General features: G+C 68.3%; 22 protein-coding genes and 1 pseudogene. 14 read left to right on the top strand and 9 right to left on the bottom strand.

Features of this window, described 5'->3' with window-relative positions; all coding sequences use genetic code 11:
- The 9 genes and pseudogenes from JHD82_RS23890 to JHD82_RS23850 all read left to right on the top strand — a co-directional run.
- Nucleotides 1-215: pseudogene (locus JHD82_RS23890) on the top strand (electron transfer flavoprotein subunit beta/FixA family protein); the annotation flags it as partial.
- Nucleotides 216-228: 13 nt separating this feature from the next.
- Entirely contained in the window at nt 229-1,161 is a 933-nt protein-coding gene (locus tag JHD82_RS23885; protein ID WP_199139146.1) for an electron transfer flavoprotein subunit alpha/FixB family protein, read from the top strand.
- A gap of 125 nt (nt 1,162-1,286) precedes the next feature.
- Entirely contained in the window at nt 1,287-2,273 is a 987-nt protein-coding gene (locus JHD82_RS23880) for a tripartite tricarboxylate transporter substrate binding protein (protein WP_012203334.1), read from the top strand.
- 86 nt (nt 2,274-2,359) lie between these two features.
- Nucleotides 2,360-3,904, top strand: coding sequence for a class I adenylate-forming enzyme family protein (locus JHD82_RS23875; RefSeq protein ID WP_199139145.1), 1,545 nt, complete (start codon nt 2,360-2,362; stop codon nt 3,902-3,904).
- A gap of 59 nt (nt 3,905-3,963) precedes the next feature.
- Nucleotides 3,964-4,734 carry a class II aldolase/adducin family protein gene (locus JHD82_RS23870; protein WP_012203336.1) on the top strand — a complete coding sequence of 257 codons (771 nt, stop codon included), beginning with the start codon at nt 3,964-3,966 and terminating at the stop codon, nt 4,732-4,734.
- Nucleotides 4,735-4,742: 8 nt separating this feature from the next.
- On the top strand, nt 4,743-5,672 hold the full coding sequence (locus tag JHD82_RS23865; protein WP_123694024.1) for a glyoxylate/hydroxypyruvate reductase A: 930 nt from the start codon (nt 4,743-4,745) through the stop codon (nt 5,670-5,672).
- A gap of 69 nt (nt 5,673-5,741) precedes the next feature.
- Nucleotides 5,742-6,737 carry a tripartite tricarboxylate transporter substrate binding protein gene (locus tag JHD82_RS23860; RefSeq protein WP_199139144.1) on the top strand — a complete coding sequence of 332 codons (996 nt, stop codon included), beginning with the start codon at nt 5,742-5,744 and terminating at the stop codon, nt 6,735-6,737.
- A 161-nt stretch (nt 6,738-6,898) separates the two neighbouring features.
- Entirely contained in the window at nt 6,899-7,183 is a 285-nt protein-coding gene (locus tag JHD82_RS23855) for a CopG family ribbon-helix-helix protein (RefSeq protein ID WP_013804138.1), read from the top strand.
- Entirely contained in the window at nt 7,144-7,464 is a 321-nt protein-coding gene (locus JHD82_RS23850) for a type II toxin-antitoxin system RelE/ParE family toxin (RefSeq protein WP_199139143.1), read from the top strand. Before JHD82_RS23855 ends, JHD82_RS23850 begins: the two co-directional genes overlap by 40 nt.
- Before the next feature lie 85 nt (nt 7,465-7,549).
- Here JHD82_RS23850 and JHD82_RS23845 read toward each other — a convergent pair whose 3' ends face one another.
- On the bottom strand, nt 7,550-8,596 hold the full coding sequence (locus tag JHD82_RS23845) for a GlxA family transcriptional regulator (RefSeq protein WP_199139142.1): 1,047 nt from the start codon (nt 8,594-8,596) through the stop codon (nt 7,550-7,552).
- A gap of 96 nt (nt 8,597-8,692) precedes the next feature.
- On the opposite strand from JHD82_RS23845, the gene JHD82_RS23840 reads away from it, so the two are divergent.
- On the top strand, nt 8,693-10,069 hold the full coding sequence (locus JHD82_RS23840; protein ID WP_198822316.1) for an amidohydrolase: 1,377 nt from the start codon (nt 8,693-8,695) through the stop codon (nt 10,067-10,069).
- Nucleotides 10,070-10,235: 166 nt separating this feature from the next.
- On the opposite strand, the gene JHD82_RS23835 is transcribed toward JHD82_RS23840, so the two are convergent.
- Nucleotides 10,236-10,805, bottom strand: a complete 570-nt coding sequence (locus JHD82_RS23835; protein WP_034390445.1) for a VUT family protein — start codon at nt 10,803-10,805, stop codon at nt 10,236-10,238.
- Nucleotides 10,802-12,586 carry an NAD(P)/FAD-dependent oxidoreductase gene (locus JHD82_RS23830; RefSeq protein WP_199139141.1) on the bottom strand — a complete coding sequence of 595 codons (1,785 nt, stop codon included), beginning with the start codon at nt 12,584-12,586 and terminating at the stop codon, nt 10,802-10,804. The genes JHD82_RS23835 and JHD82_RS23830 overlap by 4 nt, the downstream gene beginning before the upstream one ends.
- Nucleotides 12,587-12,911: 325 nt before the next feature.
- On the opposite strand from JHD82_RS23830, the gene ggt reads away from it, so the two are divergent.
- Nucleotides 12,912-14,900 (top strand): gamma-glutamyltransferase, encoded by a 1,989-nt coding sequence (gene ggt / locus JHD82_RS23825; RefSeq protein WP_199139140.1) that lies wholly within the window; start codon nt 12,912-12,914, stop codon nt 14,898-14,900.
- A 1,106-nt stretch (nt 14,901-16,006) separates the two neighbouring features.
- Nucleotides 16,007-16,963: a tripartite tricarboxylate transporter substrate binding protein gene (locus JHD82_RS23820; RefSeq protein WP_012203366.1), complete on the top strand. Its 957-nt coding sequence runs from the start codon at nt 16,007-16,009 to the stop codon at nt 16,961-16,963.
- A 5-nt stretch (nt 16,964-16,968) separates the two neighbouring features.
- Here the strand turns inward: JHD82_RS23820 and JHD82_RS23815 are convergent, their stop codons facing one another.
- From JHD82_RS23815 to pcaB, 3 genes are read right to left on the bottom strand one after another with little or no spacing between them, the layout of a single operon-like run.
- Nucleotides 16,969-18,402, bottom strand: a complete 1,434-nt coding sequence (locus JHD82_RS23815; RefSeq protein WP_199139139.1) for a lyase family protein — start codon at nt 18,400-18,402, stop codon at nt 16,969-16,971.
- Between the two features lie 4 nt (nt 18,403-18,406).
- Nucleotides 18,407-19,399, bottom strand: a complete 993-nt coding sequence (locus JHD82_RS23810; protein WP_088166078.1) for a tripartite tricarboxylate transporter substrate-binding protein — start codon at nt 19,397-19,399, stop codon at nt 18,407-18,409.
- A gap of 44 nt (nt 19,400-19,443) precedes the next feature.
- Nucleotides 19,444-20,826 carry a 3-carboxy-cis,cis-muconate cycloisomerase gene (gene pcaB / locus JHD82_RS23805; RefSeq protein ID WP_199139137.1) on the bottom strand — a complete coding sequence of 461 codons (1,383 nt, stop codon included), beginning with the start codon at nt 20,824-20,826 and terminating at the stop codon, nt 19,444-19,446.
- 97 nt (nt 20,827-20,923) lie between these two features.
- On the opposite strand from pcaB, the gene JHD82_RS23800 reads away from it, so the two are divergent.
- Nucleotides 20,924-21,670 (top strand): GntR family transcriptional regulator, encoded by a 747-nt coding sequence (locus tag JHD82_RS23800; protein WP_012203370.1) that lies wholly within the window; start codon nt 20,924-20,926, stop codon nt 21,668-21,670.
- Here the strand turns inward: JHD82_RS23800 and JHD82_RS23795 are convergent.
- The 3 genes from JHD82_RS23795 to cysK all read right to left on the bottom strand — a co-directional run bounded on the left by JHD82_RS23795 (nt 21,667) and on the right by cysK (nt 24,754).
- On the bottom strand, nt 21,667-23,523 hold the full coding sequence (locus tag JHD82_RS23795; protein ID WP_199139135.1) for an ABC transporter ATP-binding protein: 1,857 nt from the start codon (nt 23,521-23,523) through the stop codon (nt 21,667-21,669). The genes JHD82_RS23800 and JHD82_RS23795 overlap by 4 nt on opposite strands.
- A gap of 139 nt (nt 23,524-23,662) precedes the next feature.
- A complete protein-coding gene (locus JHD82_RS30330; protein WP_013804127.1) occupies nt 23,663-23,794 on the bottom strand; it encodes a hypothetical protein in 132 nt (43 codons plus the stop codon).
- 42 nt (nt 23,795-23,836) lie between these two features.
- Nucleotides 23,837-24,754 (bottom strand): cysteine synthase A, encoded by a 918-nt coding sequence (cysK, locus tag JHD82_RS23790; protein ID WP_043822008.1) that lies wholly within the window; start codon nt 24,752-24,754, stop codon nt 23,837-23,839.
- Between the two features lie 141 nt (nt 24,755-24,895).
- Between cysK and JHD82_RS23785 the strand changes: the two genes are divergently transcribed.
- Nucleotides 24,896-25,831 (top strand): LysR family transcriptional regulator, encoded by a 936-nt coding sequence (locus tag JHD82_RS23785; protein WP_043822010.1) that lies wholly within the window; start codon nt 24,896-24,898, stop codon nt 25,829-25,831.
- The last annotated feature ends 150 nt before the right edge of the window (nt 25,832-25,981 follow it).

Below are 25,981 nucleotides of genomic sequence, written 5' to 3'. Positions count from 1 at the left end.
GCCTGAACGAGCCGCGCTACGTCACGCTGCCCAACATCATGAAGGCCAAGAAAAAGCAGCTGGACACGGTCAAGCCTGAAGAGCTGGGCGTCGATGTCGCCCCGCGCCTGAAGACGCTCAAGGTGGCCGAGCCCGCCAAGCGCGGCGCTGGCGTGAAGGTGCCGGACGTTGCCACGCTGGTGTCCAAGCTCAAGAACGAAGCCAAAGTGATCTAAGGAAGACAGCGACATGACATCCCTCGTTATTGCAGAACACGACAACGCTTCCATCAAGAGCGCCACGCTCAACACCGTCACTGCGGCCCTGGCCTGCGGCGGCGACGTGCATGTGCTGGTGGCAGGCGAGAATGCCGGCGCCGCTGCGCAGGCCGCTGCCCAGATCGCTGGCGTGTCCAAGGTCATCCACGCCGATGGCGCCAGCCTGAAGGACGGCCTGGCCGAGAACATTGCAGCGCAAGTGCTGGCGATTGCCTCGAACTACAACCACATCCTGTTCCCCGCCACCGCCAGCGGCAAGAACGCCGCGCCGCGCGTGGCAGCCAAGCTGGACGTGGCCCAGATCAGCGACATCACCAAGGTGGACAGCGCCGACACCTTCGAGCGCCCCATCTACGCCGGCAACGCCATTGCCACGGTGCAAAGCAGCGACAAGATCAAGGTCATCACCGTGCGCGGCACGGGCTTTGACGCAGCGGCCACCACGGGCGGCAGCGCCCAGGTGGAGCAGCTGGCAGCCGCTGGCGACAACGGCAAGAGCAGCTTCGTGGGCCGCGAGGTCACCAAGAACGACCGCCCGGAACTGACGGCCGCCAAGATCATCGTCTCCGGCGGCCGCGCGCTGGGCAGCAGCGAGAAGTTCAACGAAGTCATGACCCCGCTGGCCGACAAGCTGGGCGCCGCCATCGGCGCTTCGCGCGCAGCGGTGGACGCAGGCTATGCGCCCAATGACCTGCAGGTCGGCCAGACTGGCAAGATCGTCGCGCCCCAGCTGTACATTGCGGCCGGTATTTCCGGCGCCATCCAGCACTTGGCCGGCATGAAGGACTCCAAGGTGATCGTGGCGATCAACAAGGACCCCGAGGCACCGATCTTCTCGGTGGCCGACTACGGCCTGGAGGCCGACCTGTTCCAGGCCGTGCCCGAGCTGGTGCAGTCGCTGTAGGAACGCAAGGCACCGCACCGGGAGGCGGTGCCAACGGGCCCGGGTGAAGCATCCGGGCCCTGGCCAGAGCGGCACACAAGGCATGTGCCCCGGCCCCACCTGGTTCAGAGATGCAGGAGACAGATATGCAGATTTCCATTGGCCGCCGCAGCCTTGCGCTTGCGGCTGTTGTCTTTGTGGCCACCACGGGCGCCAGCGCACCGGCATGGGCCCAGGCCAGCGACTTTCCCACGCGCCCGATCACGCTGATCGTGCCCTTCCCCGCAGGCGGCTCCACCGACCGCCACATGCGCACCCTGGCCGACATTGCGGGCAAGCAGCTGGGCCAGACCATCATCGTGGAGAACAAGCCCGGCGCGGGCGGCACGCTGGGCCCGGGCAACATGTCCCGCACGGCCAAGCCCGATGGCTACACCATCACCCAGTTCCCCATGTCCATGCTGCGCATGGCGCACATGCAGAAGACGGCCTGGAACCCGGTCACGGACTTCACCTACATCATCGGCGTCTCGGGCTACACCTTCGGCTTCACGGTGCGCTCGGACTCGCCCTACAAGAGCTTCAATGAATACATTGCCGCCGCGCGCAAGAGCCCCGGCAAGATCGAGTACGGCTCCACCGGCATAGGCTCCTCGCCCCACCTGCTGATGGAGGAGCTGGCCGAGAACGCCAAGGTCACGCTCAACCACGTGCCCTTCAAGGGCAACGCCGACCTGCAGCAGGCCCTGCTGGGCGGCCACGTGGCCGCGCAAAGCGATGCCTCGGGCTGGGACACCTATGTGGATGGCGGCCAGATGCGCCTGCTCATGACCTTCGGCGAAAAGCGCACCCAGCGCTGGCCCGATGTGCCCACGGCCAAGGAGCTGGGCTATGGCGTGGTCTCCACCTCGCCCTACGGACTGGCCGGCCCCAAGGGCATGGACCCGGCCGTGGTGCGCAAGCTGCACGACGCCTTCAAGAAAGCCATGGATGACCCGCGCCACATCGAGGTGCTCAAGCAGCTGAACCAGGACGCCTGGTACCGCTCCGGCGCCGACTATGCGCAGTGGGTGCGCGAGGCCTATGCCAAGGACAAGGTCCTGATCGACCGCCTGGGCCTGGCCGCCAAGTAGGCCTGTCCTCCAATGCGCCCGCAGGGCCAGGGGGCTGGCGGGCGCAGTCCGCTTGAGATTCGTGAATTCGTGAAACGGAGTCCCTCATGACTGTCTCCCTGCCTTCGCCCGATGCGCCCTTCACCACGCTGGCCGAGCTGATCCGCAGCCACGCGCGCCAGCAGCCGGCCCATGCCGCGCTGCGCGACGACCAGCAGACGCTGAGCTACGCGCAGCTCGACGCCCTCATGGACCGCGTGGCCGCCGCGCTGCAGCGCGACGGCGTGCAGCCTGGCCAGGCGATTGCCATCTGCGCGTTGAACTCGGTGCGCTATGCCGCGCTGTTCCTGGGCGCCTTGCGCGCGGGCGTGGTGGTTGCGCCGCTGGCGCCGTCCTCCACGGCCGACAGCCTGGCCTCCATGCTGCGCGATGCCCAGGCGCGCCACCTGTTCCTCGACAAGGCGGCCCAGGACCTGGTGCCTGCCGACGGCGCCCTGCAATGCATCTCGCTGGACGGCGCCGCGCCCGGCCGGGCCTTTGACGACTGGCTGGCGCCCGAAGGCGCGCAGCCCGCGCCCGTGAGCGTGGAGCCGGCCGCGCCGTTCAACATCATCTATTCCTCGGGCACCACGGGCACCCCCAAGGGCATCGTGCAGTCGCACGGCATGCGCTGGGCCCACATCAACCGGGGCAGCGTCTACGGCTATGGCCCCGAGGGCACGACGCTGCTGGCCACGCCGCTGTACTCCAACACCACGCTGGTGGTGTTCTTCCCCACGCTGGGCAGCGGCGGCTGCGTCGTACTGATGCCCAAATTCGACGCGGCCCGCTACCTGCAGCTGGCCCAGCAGCACCGCGTCACCCACACCATGCTGGTGCCCGTGCAGTACCAGCGCATCATGGCGCTGCCGCAGTTCGGCGAGCATGATCTGTCCAGCTTCCGCGCCAAGTTCTGCACCAGCGCGCCGTTCCGGGCCGAGCTCAAGGCCGACGTGGTGGCGCGCTGGCCCGGCAGCCTGACCGAGTTCTACGGCATGACCGAAGGCGGCGGCACCTGCATCCTCGAAGCCCATCTGCACCAGGACAAGCTGCACACCGTGGGCAAGCCCGCCGAGGGCCATGACATCCGCCTCATCGACGAGGACGGCCGCGAGGTCGCCCCCGGCGAGGATGGCGAGGTCGTGGGCCATTCGGCCAGCATGATGACCGGCTACCACGGCCAGCCCGCCAAGACGCGCGAGGCCGAATGGTTCGACCCCACGGGCAAGCGCTTCATCCGCACGGGCGACGTGGGCCGCTTCGATGCCGATGGATTCCTCACCCTGTTCGACCGCCGCAAGGACATGATCATCAGCGGCGGCTTCAACATCTACCCCAGCGACCTGGAAACCCAGCTGCGCGCCCACCCGGCCGTGGACGACGTGGCCGTGGTCGGCGTGCCGTCCGAGCAATGGGGCGAGACGCCCGTGGCCTACGTGGTGTCGCGCGCGGGGCAGCCGGCCCTGCCCGAGGACATCATGGGCTGGTACAACCAGCGGGCCGGCAAGACCCAGCGCCTGGCGGACCTGCGCTTCATTGCCGAGCTGCCGCGCAGCGCCATCGGCAAGGTGCTCAAGCGCGAGCTGCGCGACCAGTACGCGACGGGGCGCTGAACCGGCGGATGCTTTCTCCAAACGATGTCCACCACGATGTCCACCAAGAGGTACACCCCATGAGCAACGACACCACGATGTCCGAGGTCCGCCGCCAGGTGACGGCCGAGGAATGGCAGACCCGCATCGAGCTGGCCGCCGCCTACCGGCTGGTCGCCCACTTCGGCTGGGACGACCTGATCTTCACCCACATCTCGGCGCGCGTGCCGGGCCAGCCCGACCAGTTCCTGATCAACCCCTACGGCATGCTGTTCGACGAGATCACCGCGTCCAGCCTGGTCAAGGTGGACCACGAGGGCCGGCCGCTGATGGAGACCGAGTACGACGTCAACCCGGCCGGCTTCGTCATCCACAGCGCCATCCACGACGGCCGTCCCGAGGTGCAGTGCGTGCTGCACACGCACACGCGCTATGGCGTGGCCGTCTCGGCGCAGAAGGAGGGGCTGCTGCCCATCTCGCAGCAGTCCATCTTCCCGCTGGCGCGCCTGGCCTACCACGACTACGAAGGCGTGGCCCTGCGCGACGACGAGAAGCCGCGCCTGGTCGATGACCTGGGCGCCAGCAACTTCCTCATCCTGCGCAACCACGGCCTGCTGACCTGCGGCCGCAACGTGGCCGAGGCCGTGCTGGCCATGTACACGCTGGAGTCGGCCTGCCGCATCCAGATCCTGGCGCAGTCGGGCGGCGGCGAGCTCACGCGCATCCCGCAGGACATCATTGCCGACGCGGTCAACCAGTCGCGCCAGGTCACCAAGGGCAAGGGCGCAGGCCTGGCCTGGCCCGGCCTGCTGCGCCGCCTGGACCGCATAGACCCTTCTTACAAGGACTGAAGGAAACTATGGGAATTCTGGTCAACATCCACCCGAGCATGGGCGCGCCCATCGTCGATTCGCTGCGCGCTCTGGCGCCCGGCGTGCAGGTCTGGGGCCACCGCGAAGAAGCGCCGGCCGACGCGGTCGAGGCCATGCTCGCCTGGAGCCTCAAGCCGGGCGTGCTTCCGGCCTATCCGGGCCTGAAGCTGCTGTGCGCGCCCAGCGCGGGCGTGGACAAGCTGCTGGCCGTGCCCGACCTGCCGGCCGGCCTGCCCGTGGCGCGCACGGTCGATCCGCAGCAGCATGTGGAGATCGCCCAGTACGTGGTCGGCACCGCGCTGCGCCACACGCGCGAGCTGGACCTGTTCGCGCGCCAGCAGCAGGCCGGCGACTGGCTGCGCCGCCCCGTGCGCGCCAGCGCAGACTGCCGCGTGGGCATCCTGGGCCTGGGCGAGGTCGGCCGCTTCGTGGCCGGCGCCATGCAGGCCGTCGGCTACCCCGTCGCAGGCTGGAGCCGCAGCGCCAAGAGCATTGCAGGCCTGGCCACGCACAGCGGTGCCGAAGGTCTGAAGCAGCTGCTGTCCACCAGCGACATCCTGGTCTGCGCCTTGCCGCTCACGCCCGAGACGCGCGACCTGCTGGACCGTCGAACCCTGTCCCTGCTGCCGCGTGGCGCCTACTTCATCAACGTGGGGCGCGGCGAGCAGGTGGTGGAAGACGACCTGCTGGCCCTGCTCGACGAAGACCACCTGGCCGGCGCCGCGCTGGACGTGCTGCGCGACGAACCGCCCCAGCCCGGCAACAAGGTCTGGGGCCATCCCAAGGCCTTCGTCACGCCGCACATCGCGGCCCAGGCCTCGGCCGACACCGTGGCCCGCCAGTGCCTGGAGAACCTGCGCCGCCTGCGCGCGGGCGAGCCGCTGCTCAACCTTGTGGATGTGGCGCGGGGGTATTGAGCCTTGTTTTCCACCAAACGCCGCGCTGTTGCGCGGCGTTTTTTTCCTTTAGAAGAATCCAGAGACACCATGCCTTCGACTTCCCGCCGCGGCTTTTTGCAATCGACCGCTGCCGCCGCTGCAGCAGCCACCACCGTGCTGGCCCCCTCGGCCTGGGCCCAGAGCCCCTGGCCCTCCAAGCCCATCCGCATCATCGTTCCCTACACGGCAGGCGGCTTCACCGACCAGATGGCGCGCCTGCTGCAGGTCGGCCTGCAAAAGGCCCTGGGCCAGCCCGTCATCGTGGAGAACAAGCCGGGCGCCAACAGCATCATCGGCGTGGACCAGATCGCCAAGGCCGCGCCGGACGGGCACACCTTCGGCGTGGTCATCGCGGCCTATGCGGCCAACACCACGCTCTATCCCAAGCTGCCCTACAACCCGAAGAAGGACCTGGTCGGCGTCTCGCTCATGGGCGTCTCGCCCCTGGTCGCTGCCGTGGCCATGAACGCGCCCTTCAAGACCACGCCCGAGCTGATCGCCTATGCCAAGGCCAATCCCGGCAAGGTGGGCTTCGGCTCCTCGGGCAGCGGCTCCAGCGCCCACCTGACCACCGAGCTGATGAAGCTGCTCACCAGGACGGACATGGTCCACGTGCCCTACAAGGGCGCTGCGCCTGCGCTGGCCGACCTCATGGGTGGCCAGATCCCGCTGTTCCTGGACCCGCCGCCCAACCTCATCCAGCCCGCCAAGGCCGGCCGCATCCGCCTCATCGGCGTGGCCAGCGACAAGCGCCTGGCCGCGCTGCCCGACGTGCCCACCTTCGTGGAGCAGGGCTACGACGGCCTGCTGGGCAGCACCTGGGCGGCCATGATCGCGCCGGCCGGCGTGCCGCGCGAGATCGTGCAGCGCATGTCCGCCGAGGTGTCGCGCATCATCCGCAGTGCCGAGGTGTCGCACCGGCTGGAGCAGGTGATGGGGACGTTTGCGGAGGGGTCCACGCCTGAGGAGTGCGATCGGTTCATTGCTGCAGAGACGGAGAAGTGGGGGAGGGTGATTCGGGAGGCGAAGGTGACGGTGGACTGAGTCTTTCTTGTTCTCGGGTCTGTTTTTGTCCCTGTCCCGTGCCTGCTCGTCCAGCTCCATCCGTCAGGCCTGGGTGACCTTGATGCCATGCCGATACATCTGTGTGGCATTGCCCTATGTGCTACCTTGTACGTACCCTGTAACACATGAGAGCCCGCGCCATGAGCGAAGCAACTTTCACCTTCCGGGTCGATGAGGTCCTGAAAAACGACTTTGCCACCGCCGCCAAAGCCTGCGACCGCACGGGTGCGCAGCTGCTGCGCGACTTCATGCGCTCATATGTGCAACAGCAGGAACAGACTGCGGCACATGACGCATGGTTGCGCGCGCAAGTGCAGGTCGGCATCGACGCGGCCAACGCGGGCGAGGTGCTGTCTGCCGATGAAGTGGAAGCAGAAGCACGGGCATGGCGGGCCGAAATGCGCAGGAAGATTTCCGCGCCGTGAAGCTGGTATGGACACGTCCAGCAGCCGCCGACAGGCGGGAGATCCGTGCCTACATCGCTCAAGACAATCCGTCCGCTGCGCTGGCCCTTGACGAGCGGTTTTCCGAAATAGCGGGGCATTTGATCGACCATCCCCTGCTTGGCCGAGTCGGGCGCGTCGCCGGCACGCGCGAACTGGTGGTGCATCCCAACTACATCCTGGTCTATGACGTGATCGCCGACAGCTTGCGTGTGCTGCGCGTCCTGCATGCGGCCCGCCAGTGGCCGCCGCAGCGGACATAGCCGTATCCCGGACGGGGAGATCCGGTACGCGCATGGATCGACGCGACGCAGGAGTCGATGGTCGATGCCCATCGCGAAGCGGTGTTCAAACGTCTATGCCCGTAGCCCTCCCGTCCAGGGCATCGACCCTCCACCGCCTCCTCGGCGCCCTCAACGCATGCCTTTCCCGATAGGCCGCAGGCGCCATCCCCACATACCGCAAGAACACCCGCCGAAACGCCGAGGCATCCCCATACCCGCAGGCCAGCGCCACGGACGGTACGCTCTCCAGCGTGATCTCCAGTAGCACCCGGGCCCGCGCGCAGCGCAGGCGGTGCAGGTGGTCCAGCGGGCTGTGGCCCAGTTCCTGCTGGAAGTGGCGCAGCAGGGTGCGCGGGCTGGTGGATGCCGCGTCCGCGAGGGCCTGCAGGTCATAGGGCTGCTCCACGCGCGCCTCCAGCCAGGCGATGGCATGGGCCAGCACGCTGTTGCGTGTGGCGGGAATGCGGCGGTCCTGCAGGGCGGCGCGGGTGGCGCGTTCGCGCTGGGCATCGGGCTGCAGCACGGCGGCCAGCGCTGCGGCCAGGTCGTCGCCGAAGGCATGGCGTGTGAGCGCGACGGCCATGGGTGCCAGGGCCTCGGGGTGGGAGGCGCTGAGCCAGGGCCTGTCGTCCACGAAGGGCTGGCCCTCGGCCAGTTCGATGCCCGGGAAGTCCAGGCCGAAGCCGCCCATGAAATACCAGGGCAGGGCCACAAGCCGGCCCTGGCAGCGGCCGCCCGCTGCCGCAAACCAGGCGGCGCTGCCCAGCGTGCAGACGGCCAGGCCCTGGTCGAAGGCCGTGGTGATGCGGCGCACGAGGGCCGGATGCGCGGCGACGATGTCGCGGATGGAGGGAATGTCGGGGCGGTGCAGCGCGCTCACGAAGACGGCCTGCGCGGGCCCCTCGGCTGCCGCGGCTTCGTCTGCGTGCGGCATGTCGGGCAGGGGCCGGCCCTGGCCGTCGACCCAGCGCCAGCCAAAGCGTGGCGCGCGCCGGCCCAGGCGCAGGCTGGCGACCAGGTTGGCGCTGCGCAGCATTTCGACCAGGTGCGCGGCATGGCCGATGGCGCTGTGCTCCAGGCAGGGCAGCTCGATGATGAAGGCTCGGGGCATGGCGGTTCTGGCTCCTCGAATGGCGATTTTGACGTGCCCGTCATACGTGCTTCACTTTTAGCATGGCTGCTTGTGCCACTTTCCAGGACCACGAAGATGCTCCACACCAGCGCCGAGACAAAGCCTTCCTCCTTCCCGCGCACAGGCCTGCGCTCCATCGCCCTGGCCGGGCTGCTGGCCTGCGGCCTGCCACTGGCGGCCAGCGCCCAGGGGCTCGATGCACAGGGCCTGGCGGCCCTGGATACCGCCATCCAGCCGCTGGCGCCCAAGATGGTGGAGTGGCGCCGCGACATCCACCAGCACCCTGAACTGTCGGGCCAGGAAGAGCGCACGGCCAAGCTGGTGGCCGATCACCTGCGCCGCCTGGGCATGGAGGTGCAGACCGGCGTGGGCGGCACGGGCGTGGTGGGCGTGCTGCGTGGCGGCCAGCCGGGCAAGACCGTGGCGCTGCGCGCTGACATGGATGCGCTGCCCGTGGCCGAGAAGACCGGCCTGCCCTTTGCCTCCAAGGCCAAGGCCCAATACATGGGCAAGGAGGTTTCGGTCATGCATGCCTGCGGGCACGATGCCCACGTGGCCATGCTCATGGGCGCGGCCGAGGCGCTGGCCGGCATGCGCGCGAAGCTGCCCGGCACGGTGAAGTTCATCTTCCAGCCCGCCGAGGAAGGCGCCCCGGTGGAGGCCGATGCCCACGGCCATGTGCCCAGCTTTGGTGCCAAGGCCATGGTGGAGGCCGGTGTGCTCAAGGACGTGCAGGCCATCTACGGCCTGCACATCACGGCCAATCTGCCCTCGGGCATGGTGGGCTATCGCAGCGGGCCGCTGATGGCGGGTTCGGACAGCCTGAGCATCCAGGTCGAGGGCCGGGGCGGCCATGGCTCGTCGCCGTGGAATGCGGTCGATCCCATCGTCGCGGCCAGCCAGGTGGTGCTGGGCCTGCAGACCGTGGTCAGCCGCCAGCTCAACATCAGCCTGGAGCCGGCCGTGCTGACGATCGGCTCCATCCAGGGCGGCACGCGCTACAACATCATCCCGGACAACGTGGAGATGCAGGGCACGCTGCGCACCTTCGACGAGGACATGCGCCAGGAGGCGCACAAGCGCATCACCGCCACGGCCGAGCAGATCGCGGCCTCCAGCGGCGCCAAGGCCAAGGTGCGTTTCGGCCCGGTGGCCTATCCGGTGACCACCAACCCCGCCGCGCTGACCGAGGCCTCGCTGCCCGCGCTCAAGCTGGCCATGGGCGGCAAGGCCATGGTGATTCCCAAGGTCAGCGGCTCCGAGGATTTCTCGGAATTCCAGAAGGTGGTGCCGGGCTTCTTCTACTTCCTGGGCGCGCCGCCGGCCGGCCAGGACTTTGCCAAGGCACCGTCCAACCACTCGCCGCTGTTCGACATCGACGAGAAGCAACTGCCCACGGGCGCGCGCTCACTGGCCGCTCTGGCCGTGGACTACCTGCAGCGCAACCCATAGTTGTTGGACTCCCCCTGAGCGGCGGACGCCGCTTCCCGTTGCACGGCGCCCCCTCTCTCGCTACGCGGGAGGGGGACGGCACCCTCGCTGCGGGGCGGCGCGGCCGGCGTAGGCCCTTGCTCGGTGCCCCTGGCTTGAGATCGAGTCCGTGCGAACCGCGTCGGCTTTATTTGGCGCTGGCGATTGCCGATGGGCCTTTCCACCACCGGGCGATGGCGAGCCGGAAGGGCAGCAGCAGCGCCACGCCCAGCACCAGCTTCACGCCCAGGTCGCCCAGCGCCCAGGTCACCCAGGGCTCGGCGGCGCCTGCGAAGGCGATGCTCCAGAACAGGAAGGTGTCCAGGCAGGCGGCCAGCAGCGTGGCCACCAGGGGGGCACGCCACCAGCGGCCTGCACGCAGGCGGTGGAACACGCCGATGTCCAGCCACTGCGAGGCAATGAAGGCCGCGCCGGAGGCCAGCGCGATGCGCGGCGGCGCCAGCACCAGCGAGGCGGCAACGGCCACGGCAAAGCCCACCCAGGCCACGCGCCGGGCCTGCTGCGGGCCGAAGCTGCGGTTGACCAGCTCGCTCACCAGGAAGGCGAACGGATAGGTGATGGCGCCCCAGGTCAGCCAGTCGTTGATGGCGTACTGCACCAGGATGTTGGACGACAGCACCACCACGCCCATGGCCGCGATGGCGGCCAGCAGCTGGGTGCGCGAGGGGGCGGCGAAACGGTGCGGGCGCGGTGTCATGCTGCGCCACCGGAGCCGCGTGCGCCCGACGAGGGCAGGGGCAGCCCGAGGATGGCGCAGGCCACGGCCTCGCCCACCTTGACGCCGTCCACGCCGGCCGACAGGATGCCGCCCGCGTAGCTGGCGCCTTCGCCGGCCGGGTACAGGCCGCGCGTGTTCAGGCTGTGGAAGTCCGCGCCGCGCTCGATCTTCACGGGCGAGGAGGTGCGTGTTTCCACGCCGGTGAGCACGGCGTCGTGCATGTCGTAGCCGCGGATCTTCTTGCCGAAGGCGGGCAGTGCCTCGCGCATGGCCTCGATGGCGTAGGCCGGCAGCACGTGGTGCAGGTTGGTCAGCGTGATGCCGGGCTGGTAGGAGGGCTCGACCTCGCCCAGCGCGGCCGATTCCTTGCCGGCGATGAAGTCGCCCACCAGCTGGCCCGGCGCGTTGTAATTGCGCCCGCCCAGCAGGTAGGCCTTGGTCTCCAGCTGGCGCTGCAGCACGATGCCCGACAGCGGGTGCAGCTCGCCGTCCTTGAGGTCTTCCACGCCATGGGTCTTGCCGTCGAAGGCCCAGGCAAAGCTCTTGGCATCGCGCGGATAGTCGGAGGGGTCGATGGCGCAGACCATGCCGGCGTTGGCATTGCGCTCTGCGCGCGAGTACTGGCTCATGCCGTTGGTGACCACGCGCTCGGGCTCGCTGGTGGCTGCCACCACGGTGCCGCCCGGGCACATGCAAAAGCTGTAGACCGCGCGCCCGTTGCTGGCGTGGTGCACCAGCTTGTAGTCGGCCGCGCCCAGCAGCGGGTGGCCGGCATGCCTGCCCCAGCGCGCCCGGTCGATCAGGCCCTGCGGATGCTCGATGCGAAAGCCCACCGAGAACGGCTTGGCCTCCATGTGCACGCCGCGTTCGTAGAACATGGCGAAGGTATCGCGCGAGCTGTGGCCCAGGGCCATCACGGCATGGTCGGTCTCCAGCCACTGGCGCTCGCCGCTGTCCTGGTCCAGCACCTCCAGGGCGGTGAGACGGCGGTCCTCGCCCTCGCCCTCGATGCGCATGTCACACACGCGCTGGCCGAAGCGGATCTCGCCGCCCAGGCGGATGATTTCCTCTCGGATGCCCTCGACCACCTTCACCAGCTTGAAGGTGCCGATATGCGGGTGCGCGGCATAGAGGATCTCGGGCGGTGCGCCGTGGGTGACGAACTCCTGCATCACCTTGCGGCCCAGGTGGCGCGGGTCCTTGATCTGGCTGTAGAGCTTGCCGTCGGAGAAGGTGCCTGCGCCGCCTTCGCCGAACTGCACATTGGACTCGGGCGTCAGCTCGCGCTTGCGCCACAGGCCCCAGGTGTCCTGGGTGCGCTCGCGCACCGAGCGGCCGCGCTCGATCACGATGGGCCTGAAGCCCATCTGCGCCAGCACCAGGGCCGCAAAGATGCCGCAGGGCCCGAAGCCCACCACCACGGGCCGGCGCTGCAGGTCGGCAGGCGCTTGGCCCACGGCATGCCAGCGCATGTCGGGCGTGGGGTTCACATGGGCATGGCTGGCGAACTGCTCCAGCAGCGCGGTTTCCTGGCTCTCGTCGGCCAGCGTCAGGTCGACGATGTAGACGGCCAGCAGCTCGGCCTTGCGCGCATCGAAGCTGCGCTTGTGCACGTGCACGGAGGCAATGGCCTCCTCGGCAATGCCCAGCTGGCGCGCGGCCAGGGCGCGCAGCGGCTCCAGGGGCAGATATTCGGTGTGGCTGTCGGGGTGGTATTGCACCGCCGACAGGGGCAGTTTCAGTTCAGAGACGCGGATCATGGCTTGTACCTATCAAGCAGAGGGCCGGCGATGGTAAGCCAAAGTGGGCGACCGCACAGGCTGCGGGCCGCACAGCCTTGGGGCGTGCTCGGGTTCGGATTTTCCGCCAGATATTCCTGGTCCTGGTGCCGTCCCGGTCCGGGCACGGACCTTGCATGCATGGCCGGCCATCCGCGAGCGGGGTCCTTCAGCCCCGGTCTGACGGGGTGGCTGCATCTGCGCGAAGTGGTGGTGGAACGGATGTAAGCTCGCGGCAAGCCTGCGGGCGGGTGCTGCCCCAGGTGAACAAGATCAACGCATTCCACGCACCACAAGGAGACATTTCATGAAGCAACCCCCTTCCAGGCAACGCCTGCCTGCATGGCAGTGGATCGGCCTTGCGGCCGCCACGCCGCTGTTCCTCGCATCGTGCGGAGGCGGCGGCAATGGCGGATTGGGCCAGGACGACCTGGCCGCCTGTGCCATCACCTCGGGCGATGGCAGCGTGGTCGTGGGCTCGGGCCTGCCCGGTGATCCGGCCGCCCCCGAACCCTCGTCGGGCTACCGCCTCGGCAAGAAGGCCCTGCACACCTCCAAGTACATGGTGGTCACGGCCAACCCGCTGGCGTCCAAGGCCGGTTGCGAGGTGCTCAAGTCCGGCGGCTCGGCCGTGGATGCGGCCGTGGCCGTGCAGATGGTGCTGGGCCTGGTGGAGCCGCAGTCCAGCGGCATCGGCGGTGGCGCCTTCATGCTCTACCGCGATGCGGCCACGGGCAAGGTCGTGGCCTATGACGGCCGCGAGACCGCGCCGGCCGCCGCCACGGAAAACTACCTGCGCTACGTGGACGACACCGCCGACCAGACCGCGCCCAAGCCCTCGGCGCGCGCCAGTGGCCGCTCCATCGGCACGCCGGGCGTGCTGCGCATGCTGGAACTCGCGCACAAGGACTACGGCAAGACCGCGTGGCCCCAGCTGTTCAATTCGGGCATCGACCTGGCCAGCAAGGGCTTTCCCATCAGCGGCCGCATGGCTGCGGCGCTGGACGGCTCCAAGGTGGAACTGGCGCGCGACGCCGATGCCGCCAAGCTGTACTTCGATGCCCAGGGCAAGCCGCTGGCGCTGGGCGCCAAGTTCGTCAACCAGCCCTATGCCGACACGCTGCGCAGCATCGCCAATGGCGGCGCCGACGCCTTCTACCGTGGCGACCTGGCCCAGGCCATCGTCAGCAAGGTGGGCGTGACGCAGACCGTCTCGGACGGTGCGCCCATCACCCCCGGCAAGACCACGCTGCAGGATCTGGCCAGCTACGAGGCCAAGCGCCGCGAGGCCGTCTGCACCACCTACCGCGCGCGCTACATGGTCTGCAGCATGCCGCCGCCGTCGTCCGGCGGCATCGCCGTGGCACAGGCCATGGGCATTCTGGAGAACTTCGACCTCAAGGCCTATGCGCCCACGGCCATCGATGGCGAGGGCGGCAAGCCTTCGGTGATGGGCGTGCACCTGGTCAGCGAAGCCCTGCGCCTGGCCTATGCCGACCGTGACAAGTACGTGGCCGACACCGACTTCGTGCCCCTGCCCGGCGGCTCGCCGGCCCTGATGCTGGACAAGAGCTACCTGCGCCAGCGCGCCGCCCTCATCTCCACGACCAAGAGCATGGGCACGGCCCAGGCAGGCAACTTCGGCACGCCTTCGCAGGGCGTGGTCGATGTCAAGGAGGCCGGCACCACGCACATGAGCATCGTCGATGCCAAGGGCAACGCACTGAGCATGACGACCACGGTGGAGTCCAGCATGGGCTCCTTCCACGTCACGCGCGGCTTCGTGCTCAACAACCAGCTGACCGACTTCGCTGCCATCCCCAGCACCGCCGACGGCCCGGTCGCCAACCGCGTGCAGCCGGGCAAGCGCCCGCGCAGCTCCATGGCGCCCACGCTGGTGTTCGACCTGAAGACCGACGGCACCGCCGGCGACTTCAAGATGGCCACCGGCTCGCCGGGCGGCAGCACCATCATCCAGTACGTGACCAAGACCCTGGTCGGCGCGCTGGACTGGGGTCTGGATGCCCAGCAGGCCACGTCGCTGGTGGACTTCGGCGCGGCCAACAGCCCGACCACCAACGTGGGTGGTGAGCATCCCAACATCAACACGGCCAATGGCGGCAATGACGATCCGCTGGTCAGCGGCCTGCGTGCCCTGGGCCATGTGGTGTCCATCAGTGCGCAGTCCAGCGGTATTGGCACCATCTTGCGGGTGCAGCGCAATGGGCAGGCGCAGCTGGAAGGTGGGGCTGATCCGCGCCGTGAAGGGCTTGTTCTGGGCGATACCGTTCGCTGATTTTGGTCTGATGATTGACTGAGGAAGGCGCTGCTGGCAGGGATGCTGGTGGCGCTTTTCTTTTATGGGGTCCATAGCCTGCCCCTGCCGGGTGGTTGTTTTTCGAGGCCGGGTTTCGGCCCGGCGGCCGACCCGCTTTCTTGTCGCGCGACAAGAAAGCGGGGCAAAGAAGCGCGCCCCAAACTGCCCACGACCCTCCGCTTCGCTGCGGGCGACCTGCGTTGGGCGGGATGCGGGGTGTGCCGCAGAACTCACTCCTTGCGCCTGCGGCGCAATCCGTTCAAACAACTGCGGCAAGCTAGACAACGAAGCAGCCCTGTCCTTCGGCAGGGCTGCCACCCCGCATCCCGCCCAACGCAGGCGTGGGCAGAAGGGGGGAGGCTGGGGCAGCCAACAGCCAACAGCCAACAGCCAACAGCCAACAGCCAACAGCCAACAGCCAGCAGACAGCAGACAGCAGACAGCAGCCGGCGCCATCGCTCCGCTCGGCTTCAAACCGGGGCCAAGCGAAGCGAAGGCCCGCACCACCTCCCCGTATGTCAGCGCCTGCGGCGTGGTGGTTGCGGGGTTGCAGTCCTGCCGAAGGACAGGACTGCTTCGTGATCTGACTCGCTGCGGTTGTCTGAGCGGCGCGCGAAGCGCAAAGCGAGTTCCGCAGCGAACCCCGCAACCGCCACGACGCAGGTTGCCCCGGAGCGAAGCGCAGGGGTCGCGGGCATTTGGGCGCGTTTCTTTGCCTACTTTCTTATCGCGCGATAAGAAAGTAGGTCGGCCGCCGGGCCGAAACCCGGCCTCGAAAAACAACCACCCGGCAGGGACAAAAAAGCACCCCTGAACGGCAGCCGCTCTGAGGGCACACGCCCCATGACTGTCGCCTCAAAGACATGCCCCACCCACCCCAATGCGCAAAAAAACACCCCACCACCCCCCGCAAACCAAGCAACCACGCCACCCCCTGCTATAGAGCCATCAGTCCCGCACCCACGCTGCGCGTTTTCCCCAGACGCCCCAACGCTACGGGCTTGCCCGAATCCATGGTTGGCATGCATCCATCTAAATTGAACAGCAGCAAGTTCGATGGTCGTGAGCCTCTGAGGAAGATGGAAATGCAAAGACGAGTGTTTGGCGCATGGATGTGCGCATCGGTCCTGATGACGGGCGCAGCATGGGCGCAGGACAGCTATCCCAGCCGCCCCATCAGCCTGGTCGTGCCCTACGGCGCGGGCGGCGTGACCGACGTGGTGGCGCGTGCGCTGGCCCAGGGCATGGGCAAGCAGCTGGGGCAGACCGTGGTGATCGAGAACAAGCCCGGCGCAGGCGCGTCCATGGGCGTGATGGAGATGCGCACGGCCAAGCCCGACGGCTACCGCCTGACGCTGGCGCCCGTGAGCATCTTCCGCCAGCCCCACATCCAGAAGGTGCAGTACGACCCGGTGCGCGATCTCAGCTACATCGCCACGTACATGACCTATGACTTTGTGCTGGCCGTGCCCCAGGACTCGCCGTTCAAGACGGTGCAGGACCTGGTCGAGTTCGCCAAGAAGAATCCGGGCGCCGTGGATTACGGCACGCCGGGCAAGTTCACGGCCAACCACGTGGTGATGGCGCTGCTGGAGCAGGCCACGGGCGCACGCTTCACGCATGCGCCCTTCAAGGGGGATGCCGAGGCGCTGAACTCGCTGATGGCCGGCCACATCAAGTCCGGCGTGTACGCCAACACGGTGCTGCCGTACCTGAGCTCGGGCAAGCTGCGCGCCCTGGCCTCGGCCTCCGAGGTGCGGCCCGAGGCCTTTGCCAACGTGCCCACGTTCCGCGAGGCCGGTTATGCCTTCGATGTGCCCTCGCCCCTGGGCATTGCCGGGCCGCGCGGCCTGCCGCCCGAGATCGTGCGCAAGCTCGAAGCCGCCATCAAGGCCGCCATGGACGACCCGGCCTTCCGCCAGGTCGTCGGCAACTACGGCGTGCGCACACAGTTCCGCGGCAGCCAGGAGTACACGGCGTTCGCCAGGAAGGCGTTCGAGGACGAGAAGAAGATCGTGCAGAACATAGGCCTGGAGGATTGAGGCCGCTACGCGGGCGGCAGCCCGGCCATGGCCCGCAGGTCCACCAGCCGGTCGTACTCGGCCGCCGTAACCAGCCCCAGCTCCACGGCCGCCTCGCGCGGCGCAATGCCGCGCGCCATGGCCTCGCGCGTGATGCGGGCCACGGCGTCATAGCCCAGTACCGGGTTGAGCGCGGTGGCCTGCAGCAGCGAGTGGCTGACCTGTTGCTCCAGCCGCTCGGTGTGTGCCTGCAGGCCGGCCACCAGCTTCTCGGCAAACACGCGGCTGGCGTCGCCGAGCGCGCGCATGGCGCGCAGCAGGTGGTGGATCAGCACGGGCTTGGCCACGTTGAGCTCGAAGTGCCCGGCCGAGCCCGCCAGCGTGACGGTGAGGTGGTGGCCCATGGCCTGGTAGGCGGCCTGCACCACGACCTCGGCCACGGTCGGGTTGCGCTTGCCCGGCATGATGGAGGAGCTCAGCCCATCGTCGGGAAACACCAGTTCCCCCAGGCCGCAGCGCGGGCCTGAACCCAGCAGGCGGATGTCATTGGCCATCTTGGCCAGCGAACCGGCCACCACGTTGAGCGCGCCCGAGACCTCGATGAGCGCATCGTGCGCGCCCATGCCTTCGAACTTGCAGGGGTTGGGCGTGACCGCCAGGCCCGTGAGCGCCTGTATCTCCTCGCAGAAGACCCGGTCGAATCCGGCCGGCGCGTTGAGCCCCGTGCCGGCCGCCGTGCCGCCCTGGGCCAGGCTCCACAGCCGGGGCTGGGTGGCCTGCAGCCGGTGGATGCCGTGGCCCACCTGGTGGGCGAATGTCTCGAAGCTCTGGCCCAGCGTCATGGGCACGGCGTCCATCAGGTGCGTGCGCGCCACCTTGAGCACGCCGGCAAAGGCCAGGGCGCGTTCCTGCAGGCGCTGCTGCAGCTGTTCCAGGGCGGGCAGCAGGTGGTCGCGCAGCTCCAGCGCCGTGGCCAGGTGCATCACCGTGGGAAAGCTGTCGTTGGACGACTGCGATGCATTGGCATGGTCGTTGGGGTGGACCGGGCTGCGCGTGCCTGGGGGCTGGCCCAGCATCTGGTTGGCGCGGTTGGCGATGACCTCGTTGGCATTCATGTTGGTCTGCGTGCCCGAGCCCGTCTGCCAGATGGTCAGCGGGAAATGCGCGTCCAGCAGGCCGTCGCGCAGTTCGGTGGCCGCGGCCTCGATGGCCGCGCCGCGCTCGTCGTCCAGCACGCCCAGGCGCCGGTTGGCGCGCGCCGCTGCCAGCTTCTGCAGCCCAAAGGCGCGGTACAGGCCCTGCGGAAAACGCTCCTCGCCAATGGTGAACAGCTCCAGCGCGCGCTGGGTCTGCGCGCCCCAGAGTCGGTCGGCAGGGATGTGGACGGGGCCGAAGGCATCGTGCTCGATGCGGGTATGAGCTTGGGTCGGTGCCTGGGCCTGGGTGCGTGTCTGGTCCATGGGCTCAGTCCAGCGAGATCTTCGCGTCGGCCGCCACCTTGCGCCAGCGCTCCACCTCGGCGGCCGTGTGGCGGGCCAAGGCTTCGGGCGCGTATTGATCTGCGGGCAGCAGGCGTATGCCCTGGGCGGCCATCCTGTCGGTCCAGGCCTTGTCGGCCAGGGCCTTGGTATAGGCCTGGTAGACCTTTTGCACCACGTCGCGCGGCGTGCCCTTGGGCGCGTAGATGCCGTACCAGGTGGCGGTCTCGAAGCCCGGCAGCAGCTTCTGGCCCAGCGCTGCCGCGCCCGGGAACTGGGGCATGGGCTTGTCCGAGGTGAGCGCGATGGCGCGGATGCGCTCGCCCGCCAGCTGGGGCAGGGCGGTGTTGGTCTGGTCGAACATGGCATCGACCTGGCCGGAGATCACATCGGTCATGGCCGGCGCCGCGCCCTTGTAGGCCACCTGGGTGATCTCCATCTGCGCGCGGCTGGCGAACAGCGCCGCCACCAGGTGCGAGGTCGATCCCACGCCCGCGTTGCCGAAGTTCAGCCGGCCCGGGTTCTGCTTGCCGAAGGCCACCAGCTCCTCGGCCGTCTTGTACGGGGAGTTCTTGCCCACCAGCAGCACCAGCGGCGTGTCGGGGAAGCGGAACACCGCCTCGAAGTCCTTGACCGGGTCATAGGCCAGCTTCTTGTACAGCGACGGCGCCGCGCCCATGTAGCCCATGTGGCCGACCAGGAAGCTGTAGCCGTCGGGCGCCGAGCGCGCCGCCTTGGCCGCGCCGATGGTGCCGCCCGCACCCGGAACGTTCTCGATGATGATCTGCTGGCCCAGCTGGGTGCTGGTGCGCTGGGCGATGTCGCGCGCCATGGCGTCCGTGGGTCCGCCGGCCGCGAAGGGCACGATCCAGGTCAGCGGCTTGGCGGGGTAGCCGCCCTGGGCGTGCGCGGCCAGGGCGAAGGTGGCTGCGGCCAGGGCAAGGGCCAGGCGTGGCAGGCGGGGAAGATGGAAAGGCATGGTGTTGTCTCCTGTAGTGCTGTGTTCTGTCCTGGGCCGGGGTGTCAGCGGCCGCTGGCTGTATGGGCGCGCGACAGCGCAAGGGCGCGGTCCACCATCCGCGGGGCCTCGCCGAGGTAGTTGCGCGGGTCGGTGAGGCGCTGCAGCGCCGCGCGGTCGAAATGGGCCGTGACTTCGGGCAGGCGGGCCAGCGCATCGGCCAGCGTGCCGCCCTCGGCGTTGACGCTGCGGCAGGCGGCATAGACGATGTCGTGCGCCTGCTGGCGGCCCGTGTGCGGGGCCAGGCCCATCATCACGGCCTCGGCCACGATCAGGCCGTCGGTCATGTCCAGGTTGCGGGCCATGCGTTCGGGATCGACGATGAGGCCGCCCAGCATGAAGCGCGCCTGGTGCAGGGCGCCGGCCGAGAGCACGAAGCTCTCGGGCAGGGCCACCCATTCGGCGTGCCAGGGTCCGGTGGCGCGCTCCAGGTCCTGGACCATGGCGTCCAGCATCAGGCCCGCATGCTGGCGCACGGCCTTGGAGGCGGCCAGCATCAGCTCGCTGGAGATGGCGTTGCGCTTTTGCGGCATGGTGCTGCTGGCGCCGCGCCCCGTGACGAAGGGCTCGAACACCTCGCCGAACTCGGTGGAGGACAGCAGCATCACGTCGTAGGCGATCTTGCCCAGCGAGCCGGTGACCAGGGCCAGGAAATTCACGGCCTCGGCCAGGCCGTCGCGCGCCACATGCCAGGTGGTGGCTGGCACGCCCAGGCCCAGTTCTTCCATCAGCAATTGCTGCACTTCCAGGCCCCGGCCGCTCAGCGAGGCCAGCGTGCCTGCCGCCCCCGCGAACTGGCCCACCAGCACGCGCGGGCGCAGTTCCTGCAGGCGCTGGGCATGGCGGTCGAACATGGCCAGCCAGATGGCGGCCTTGTAGCCGAAGGTGATGGGCAGGGCGTGCTGCAGGTGCGTGCGGCCGGCCATGGGCGTGTCGCGGTGGCGTTCTGCCAGGTCGGCCAGGATGGTGCGCAGCGCGGCGATGTCGGCATCGACCAGGTCCAGCGCATCGCGCACCTGCAGCACGGTGGCCGTGTCCATGATGTCCTGGGTGGTGGCGCCCCAGTGGATGTAGCGGCCTGCGTCGCCGCACTGTTTCACCAGCTGGTGCACCAGCGGCAGGATGGGGTAGCCGACAATGTCGGTTTCCTTGCGCAGCAGCTCGAAGTCCAGCGCGTCGAGGCTGCAGCGCTGCGCGATCTCGTGTGCGGCCTCGGCCGGAATCACGCCGCAGCGGCCCTGGGCGCGTGCCAGCGCGACCTCGACCTCGATGTAGCGCGACACCAGCGCGCTGTCGGCGAAGATGGCGCGCATGGCCGGGGTGCCGAAGGCGTCGCGGAACAGCAGCGAATCGATGGCGGTGCTGGAGGTGAAGGACGGAAGGGTCATGGTGCGCAATTGCGATTAAGTTCGGACATATCGATATTTTTATTTATGTACGTACATTACGAACATCCGGGTTTGCCTGGGGTAAGGTCCTGCGCCCATGGCTGAGACACGCTATGCCCAGGTGGCGCGCGACCTGTCCGAACGCATTGCCTCGGGCGAATACGCCGTGGGCGCCCTGCTGCCCACCGAGCTGGAGCTGTGCGACCGCTATGGCGTGAGCCGCCACACCGTGCGCGCGGCGATTGCCGAGCTGCAGCAGTCGGGGCTGGTATCGCGGCGCAAGAAGGTGGGCACGCGCGTGGAGGCGGCCCAGCCCCATGCGCACTACCGCCAGGCGCTGACCTCGCTGGAGGACCTGGTGCAGTTCGGCGCCACCCATGTGCGCGAGGTGCGGCGCATCGAGGAGGTGGTGCTGGACCAGGACCTGGCCGCCGAGCTGGACTGCCCGGCCGGCAGCCGCTGGCTGGCCATCTGCAGCCTGCGCCGCGACGGCGCCGCGCCGCACCTGCCCATTGCCTGGACCGTGGTCTATGTGGATGCGCAGCGCTTTGACACGCAGGAACTGGCCGAGCGCGTGCGCGCCGCGCCCGAGATGCTGGTCAGCAGCCTGCTGGAGCAGCAATACGGCCTGCGCATCGCGCGGGTGCGGCAGGCCGTGGTGGGGGCGCTCATTCCGGATGCGCTGTCGGAGGAATTGCAGGCCCCGGCAGGGTCAGCGGCGCTGAAGATCGTGCGCCGCTACCTGGATACCGATGGGGAGTTGATGGACCTCAGCGTGACCTTGCACCCGGCCAGCCGCTACACCTTGCATACGCAGCTGGACCGGGATCTGGCGAGCGTCTAGCCGTTGGCGTTGGCAGCTTCCGAGCCCTGCTCTGCGAGGAAGCCGCCGCTCTGGTGCGACCACAGCTTGGCGTAGATGCCGCCCAGCTCCAGCAGTTGCTGGTGCGTGCCCTGCTCGACGATGTGGCCCTGGTCCATGACGATGAGCCGGTCCATGGCAGCGATGGTCGACAGGCGGTGGGCGATGGCGATCACGGTCTTGCCGTGCATGAGGCTGTCCAGGCTTTGCTGGATGGCCGCCTCGACCTCGCTGTCCAGCGCGCTGGTGGCCTCGTCCAGCAGCAGGATGGGCGCGTCCTTGAGCATGACGCGCGCAATCGCCACGCGCTGGCGCTGGCCGCCCGACAGCTTGACGCCGCGCTCGCCCACCTGGGCGTCATAGCCGCCACGGCCCTTGAGGTCGGTCAGCGTGGCGATGAAGTCCGAGGCCTCGGCCTTTTGCGCGGCGGCGAGCATCTCCTGCTCGGTCGCGTCGGGGCGGCCGTAGAGGATGTTGTCGCGCATGGAGCGGTGCAGCAGCGAGGTGTCCTGCGTGACCATGCCCACCGCGCCGCGCAGGCTGTCCTGCGTGACGGTGCGTATGTCCTGGCCGTCGATGGTGATGCGCCCGCCCTGGGGCTCATGGAAGCGCAGCAGCAGGTTCACCAGCGTGGACTTGCCCGCGCCCGAGCGGCCGATCAGGCCGATGCGCTCGCCGGCGCGGATGTGCAGGTTCAGGTGGTCGATCACCTGCTTGCCGCCGTCCTTGTAGGCAAAGCTCAGGTCCTCGAAGGCGATGGCGCCGTGCGTGACCTGCAGCGGCCTGGCGTCGGGCGCATCCACGATGGTGCGTGGCTTGGTCAGCGTGAGGATGCCGTCCTGGATGGTGCCCACGTTCTCGAACAGGCCCGTCATCTGCCACATCACCCAGTGCGAATAGCCCATCAGGCGCAGCGCCATGGCGATGATGGCCGCCACCACGCCTGCGCTGGCCTGTCCGGCCGACCACAGGTACAGCGCCGTGCCCGCCGAGCCCACCAGCAGCATCGTGATCATCAGATGGTTGACGATCTCGAACTGGCTGACCAGCCGCATCTGCGCATAGCCCGTGGACTTGAAGGCCTCCATGGCGTTGCGCGCGTACTCGGCCTCGCGGCGCGTGTGGGCGAACAGCTTGACGGTGGCGATGTTGGTGTAGGCATCGGTCACGCGGCCCGTCATCATGGAGCGTGCATCGGCCTGCTCCTTGCCGATCTTGCCCAGGCGCGGAACGAAGTAGCAGCAGGCGCCGATATAGGCGGCCAGCCACAGCGCAAACGGAATCATCAGCCGCCACTCGAAGCTGGCCGCCAGGATCAGGATGCCGATCATGTAGACGCTCACGCCCACCAGCACATCGACCACCATGAACACCACTTCGCGCACGGAAAGCGCGGTCTGCATGATCTTGGTGGTGATGCGGCCCGCGAACTCGTCGGCATAGAACGACATGCTCTGGCCCAGCATCAGCCGGTGGAACACCCAGCGCAGGCGCATGGGGAAATTGATGGCCAGCACCTGGTGCATCACCGCCGTGTGAAAGGCCAGCAGCAGCACGCTGGACAGCAGGACGGCGGCAATGCCCCATACCGTGCCGCGCTGCTCTGCCCAGAAACCGGCTGGCGACACCGTGGACAACCAGTCCACCACATGGCCCATGAGGGCGAACAGCGCCGCCTCGTAGACGGCCAGCAGCGCCGAGGTGCAGGTCAGCAGCGCGATCCAGCCGCGCATGCCTTGCGTGCAGGCCCAGATGAAGGCGAAAAAGCCCTTGGGCGGGACCGTGGGCTCGACGCTGGGATAGGGCGGAACGCGTTTTTCAAAGAAACCGAACAAGATTTTTTTACTCCTTGGTCAGACCATCGTAGGCCAGAGTCGGGTTTGCCCGATGCGCGTTCAGCATGACCTTGGGCCGCAACATGTTTTGTAAGAAATCTCCACACAACTGTCCTACGCGTGGGTTCGTGCCCGGATTTCAGTGCAGGGGGAACACGGCGCCGTGGGGAAGATTGTCCGCGTCCGGGGCCGCTTCGTTGTGCGCGAATGGGGAATGCAGCATGCCGCTGGCGGCAACAAAAAAGGCCTCTTGCGAGGCCTTGTGTTTCATGCTGCAGTGCAGTGCACTGCAGCGGACGGGGCTTGCCGCCGGTCAGGCAGGCAGAAAGCCTTCCACCGACAGGTAGCGCTCGCCCGTGTCGTAGTTGAAGCCCAGCACCTTGGCGCCTGCGGGCAGCTCGGGCAGCTTCTGCGCAATGGCGGCCAGGGTGGCGCCCGAGGAGATGCCGACCAGGATGCCTTCCTCGCGGGCCGAGCGGCGTGCGTACTCGCGCGCGGGTTCGGCCTCGACCTGGATCACGCCGTCCAGCAGGCTGGTGTCCAGGTTCTTGGGCACGAAGCCTGCGCCAATGCCCTGGATGGGGTGGGGCGAGGGCTGGCCGCCCGAGATCACGGGCGAGGCGGCAGGCTCCACGGCAAAGACCTTGAGCTGGGGGAACTTGGCCTTGAGCACCTTGGCCACGCCGGTCAGGTGGCCGCCCGTGCCCACGCCGGTGATCAGCACATCCAGGCCTTCGGGGAAGTCGGCCAGGATTTCCTGGGCCGTGGTGCGCACATGCACATCGATGTTGGCGGGGTTCTCGAACTGCTGGGGAATCCAGGCGCCGGGCGTCTGGCTGGCCAGTTCCTGGGCGCGGGCGATGGCGCCCTTCATGCCCTTTTCCTTGGGCGTGAGGTCGAAGCTGGCGCCGTAGGCCAGCATCAGGCGGCGGCGCTCGATGCTCATGCTCTCGGGCATGACCAGCACCAGCTTGTAGCCCTTGACGGCGGCCACCAGGGCCAGGCCGACGCCGGTGTTGCCGCTGGTGGGCTCGATGATGGTGCCGCCGGGCTGCAGGGCGCCGGACTTCTCGGCGTCCTCTACCATGGCCAGCGCGATGCGGTCCTTGATGGAGCCGCCGGGGTTGCCGCGCTCGGACTTGATCCACACATTGGCACCGGCGCCGAACAGGCGGTTGATGCGCACATGGGGCGTGTTGCCAATCGTTTGCAGGATGTTGTCAGCTCTCATCGGACCTCCGCGATTTTGGGGTGGTGGTTGGACAGTCGGGGGTGGCGCGCAGACGCTGCGCGAAAACCAAGCATTCATTGTGCACGCAGCTGTTCTATGCATGGGCTATATCGATATGGCCTGGACGGCTAACATCGCCGCATGAATCTACGGTTCCTGGAAACCTTTGTCTTGCTGGCCGAGCTGCGCAATTTCCGCATGACGGCCGAGCGGCTGTACACCACGCAGGCCGCCGTCTCCAGCCGCATCGCCACGCTGGAGCAGGAGTTCGGCGTGCGCCTGTTCGACCGTGGCGTGCGCGAGGTCACGCTGACGGCCGACGGCGCCAAGGCCCTGGTCCATGCCGAGCGCATGCTGCGCCTCATGCGCGAGATGCGCGAGGACATGCTGGACAAGCAGGCCTATGCCGGCGTGATCCGCATCGGCGCCATCGAGTCCATCGTGCACAGCTGGTTTCCCGATTTCCTGGCGCTGCTGCAGCAGCGCTATCCGCGCCTGCAGGTGGAGATCGCCTGCGACACCACGCTGCACATGTCCGAGCAATTGGTGAAGGGCCAGCTGGACCTGTCGCTGCAGGCCAAGCCCGTGACGGCGGCCGGCGTGGGCCATCTGTCGCTGGGTGAATTTCCCATGGCCTGGGTGGGCAGCCCCAAGCTGGGCATTGGCGACGAGACCCTGAGCCTGGCCGAGCTGGCGGCCTTTCCCATCATGTGCTTTGCGCGCGGCTCCGAGCCGTATGCGGTGATCGAGCAGTTGTTCTCCACCGAAAGCAGCGCCTCGGTGCACCTGAACTGCATCGCCTCGGTGGCGACCATGATCCGCGTGGTCTGCGACGGCCTGGGCGTGGCGGCCGTGCCGCCGGCCATCATCCAGCGCGAGCTGGCCGAGCAGCGCCTGCGCCTGCTGCGCGTGGACCGGGAGTTCCCTTCGCTGCCGCTGGTGGCCTGCTTTCGCAACGATCATCAGAACCCGCTGACCGAAGTGGTGGCACGCGCGGCCGAGGAGACCGCTGCCGCCTTTGCGCTGAACCACGGCCAGGCCGTGGCGCGGCTGCCGGGCAGCGGCCTGGGCGGCTAGGCCCGAGGCCACCTGGTCGATCAGTCCTGCGCCGAAGCCAGCAGCTGTTCCACGGCCAGGGCCACGGACAGCAGTCGCCGGTCCTGCCCGCCGAGGCCGGCCAGGCTCAGGCCCACGGGCGCCTCGCCTGCGCGGTGGCAGGGCAGGGAG

Source organism: Delftia sp. ASV31, from assembly GCF_016428765.1.
Lineage (GTDB): Bacteria > Pseudomonadota > Gammaproteobacteria > Burkholderiales > Burkholderiaceae_C > Comamonas > Comamonas acidovorans.
The sequence above is the reverse complement of the archived record's forward strand: the minus strand, read 5'-3'. Positions and strand labels throughout refer to the sequence as shown.

Excerpts from the sequence above, each read along its gene's own strand:
- JHD82_RS23885 (WP_199139146.1), top strand. The coding sequence starts at position 229 with ATGACATCCCTCGTTATTGCAGAACACGACAACGCTTCCATCAAGAGC.
- JHD82_RS23880 (WP_012203334.1), top strand. The coding sequence starts at position 1,287 with ATGCAGATTTCCATTGGCCGCCGCAGCCTTGCGCTTGCGGCTGTTGTC.
- JHD82_RS23875 (WP_199139145.1), top strand. The coding sequence starts at position 2,360 with ATGACTGTCTCCCTGCCTTCGCCCGATGCGCCCTTCACCACGCTGGCC.
- JHD82_RS23870 (WP_012203336.1), top strand. The coding sequence starts at position 3,964 with ATGAGCAACGACACCACGATGTCCGAGGTCCGCCGCCAGGTGACGGCC.
- JHD82_RS23865 (WP_123694024.1), top strand. The coding sequence starts at position 4,743 with ATGGGAATTCTGGTCAACATCCACCCGAGCATGGGCGCGCCCATCGTC.
- JHD82_RS23860 (WP_199139144.1), top strand. The coding sequence starts at position 5,742 with ATGCCTTCGACTTCCCGCCGCGGCTTTTTGCAATCGACCGCTGCCGCC.
- JHD82_RS23855 (WP_013804138.1), top strand. The coding sequence starts at position 6,899 with ATGAGCGAAGCAACTTTCACCTTCCGGGTCGATGAGGTCCTGAAAAAC.
- JHD82_RS23850 (WP_199139143.1), top strand. The coding sequence starts at position 7,144 with ATGGCGGGCCGAAATGCGCAGGAAGATTTCCGCGCCGTGAAGCTGGTA.
- JHD82_RS23845 (WP_199139142.1), bottom strand. The coding sequence starts at position 8,596 with ATGCCCCGAGCCTTCATCATCGAGCTGCCCTGCCTGGAGCACAGCGCC.
- JHD82_RS23840 (WP_198822316.1), top strand. The coding sequence starts at position 8,693 with ATGCTCCACACCAGCGCCGAGACAAAGCCTTCCTCCTTCCCGCGCACA.
- JHD82_RS23835 (WP_034390445.1), bottom strand. The coding sequence starts at position 10,805 with ATGACACCGCGCCCGCACCGTTTCGCCGCCCCCTCGCGCACCCAGCTG.
- JHD82_RS23830 (WP_199139141.1), bottom strand. The coding sequence starts at position 12,586 with ATGATCCGCGTCTCTGAACTGAAACTGCCCCTGTCGGCGGTGCAATAC.
- ggt (WP_199139140.1), top strand. The coding sequence starts at position 12,912 with ATGAAGCAACCCCCTTCCAGGCAACGCCTGCCTGCATGGCAGTGGATC.
- JHD82_RS23820 (WP_012203366.1), top strand. The coding sequence starts at position 16,007 with ATGCAAAGACGAGTGTTTGGCGCATGGATGTGCGCATCGGTCCTGATG.
- JHD82_RS23815 (WP_199139139.1), bottom strand. The coding sequence starts at position 18,402 with ATGGACCAGACACGCACCCAGGCCCAGGCACCGACCCAAGCTCATACC.
- JHD82_RS23810 (WP_088166078.1), bottom strand. The coding sequence starts at position 19,399 with ATGCCTTTCCATCTTCCCCGCCTGCCACGCCTGGCCCTTGCCCTGGCC.
- pcaB (WP_199139137.1), bottom strand. The coding sequence starts at position 20,826 with ATGACCCTTCCGTCCTTCACCTCCAGCACCGCCATCGATTCGCTGCTG.
- JHD82_RS23800 (WP_012203370.1), top strand. The coding sequence starts at position 20,924 with ATGGCTGAGACACGCTATGCCCAGGTGGCGCGCGACCTGTCCGAACGC.
- JHD82_RS30330 (WP_013804127.1), bottom strand. The coding sequence starts at position 23,794 with ATGAAACACAAGGCCTCGCAAGAGGCCTTTTTTGTTGCCGCCAGCGGC.
- cysK (WP_043822008.1), bottom strand. The coding sequence starts at position 24,754 with ATGAGAGCTGACAACATCCTGCAAACGATTGGCAACACGCCCCATGTG.
- JHD82_RS23785 (WP_043822010.1), top strand. The coding sequence starts at position 24,896 with ATGAATCTACGGTTCCTGGAAACCTTTGTCTTGCTGGCCGAGCTGCGC.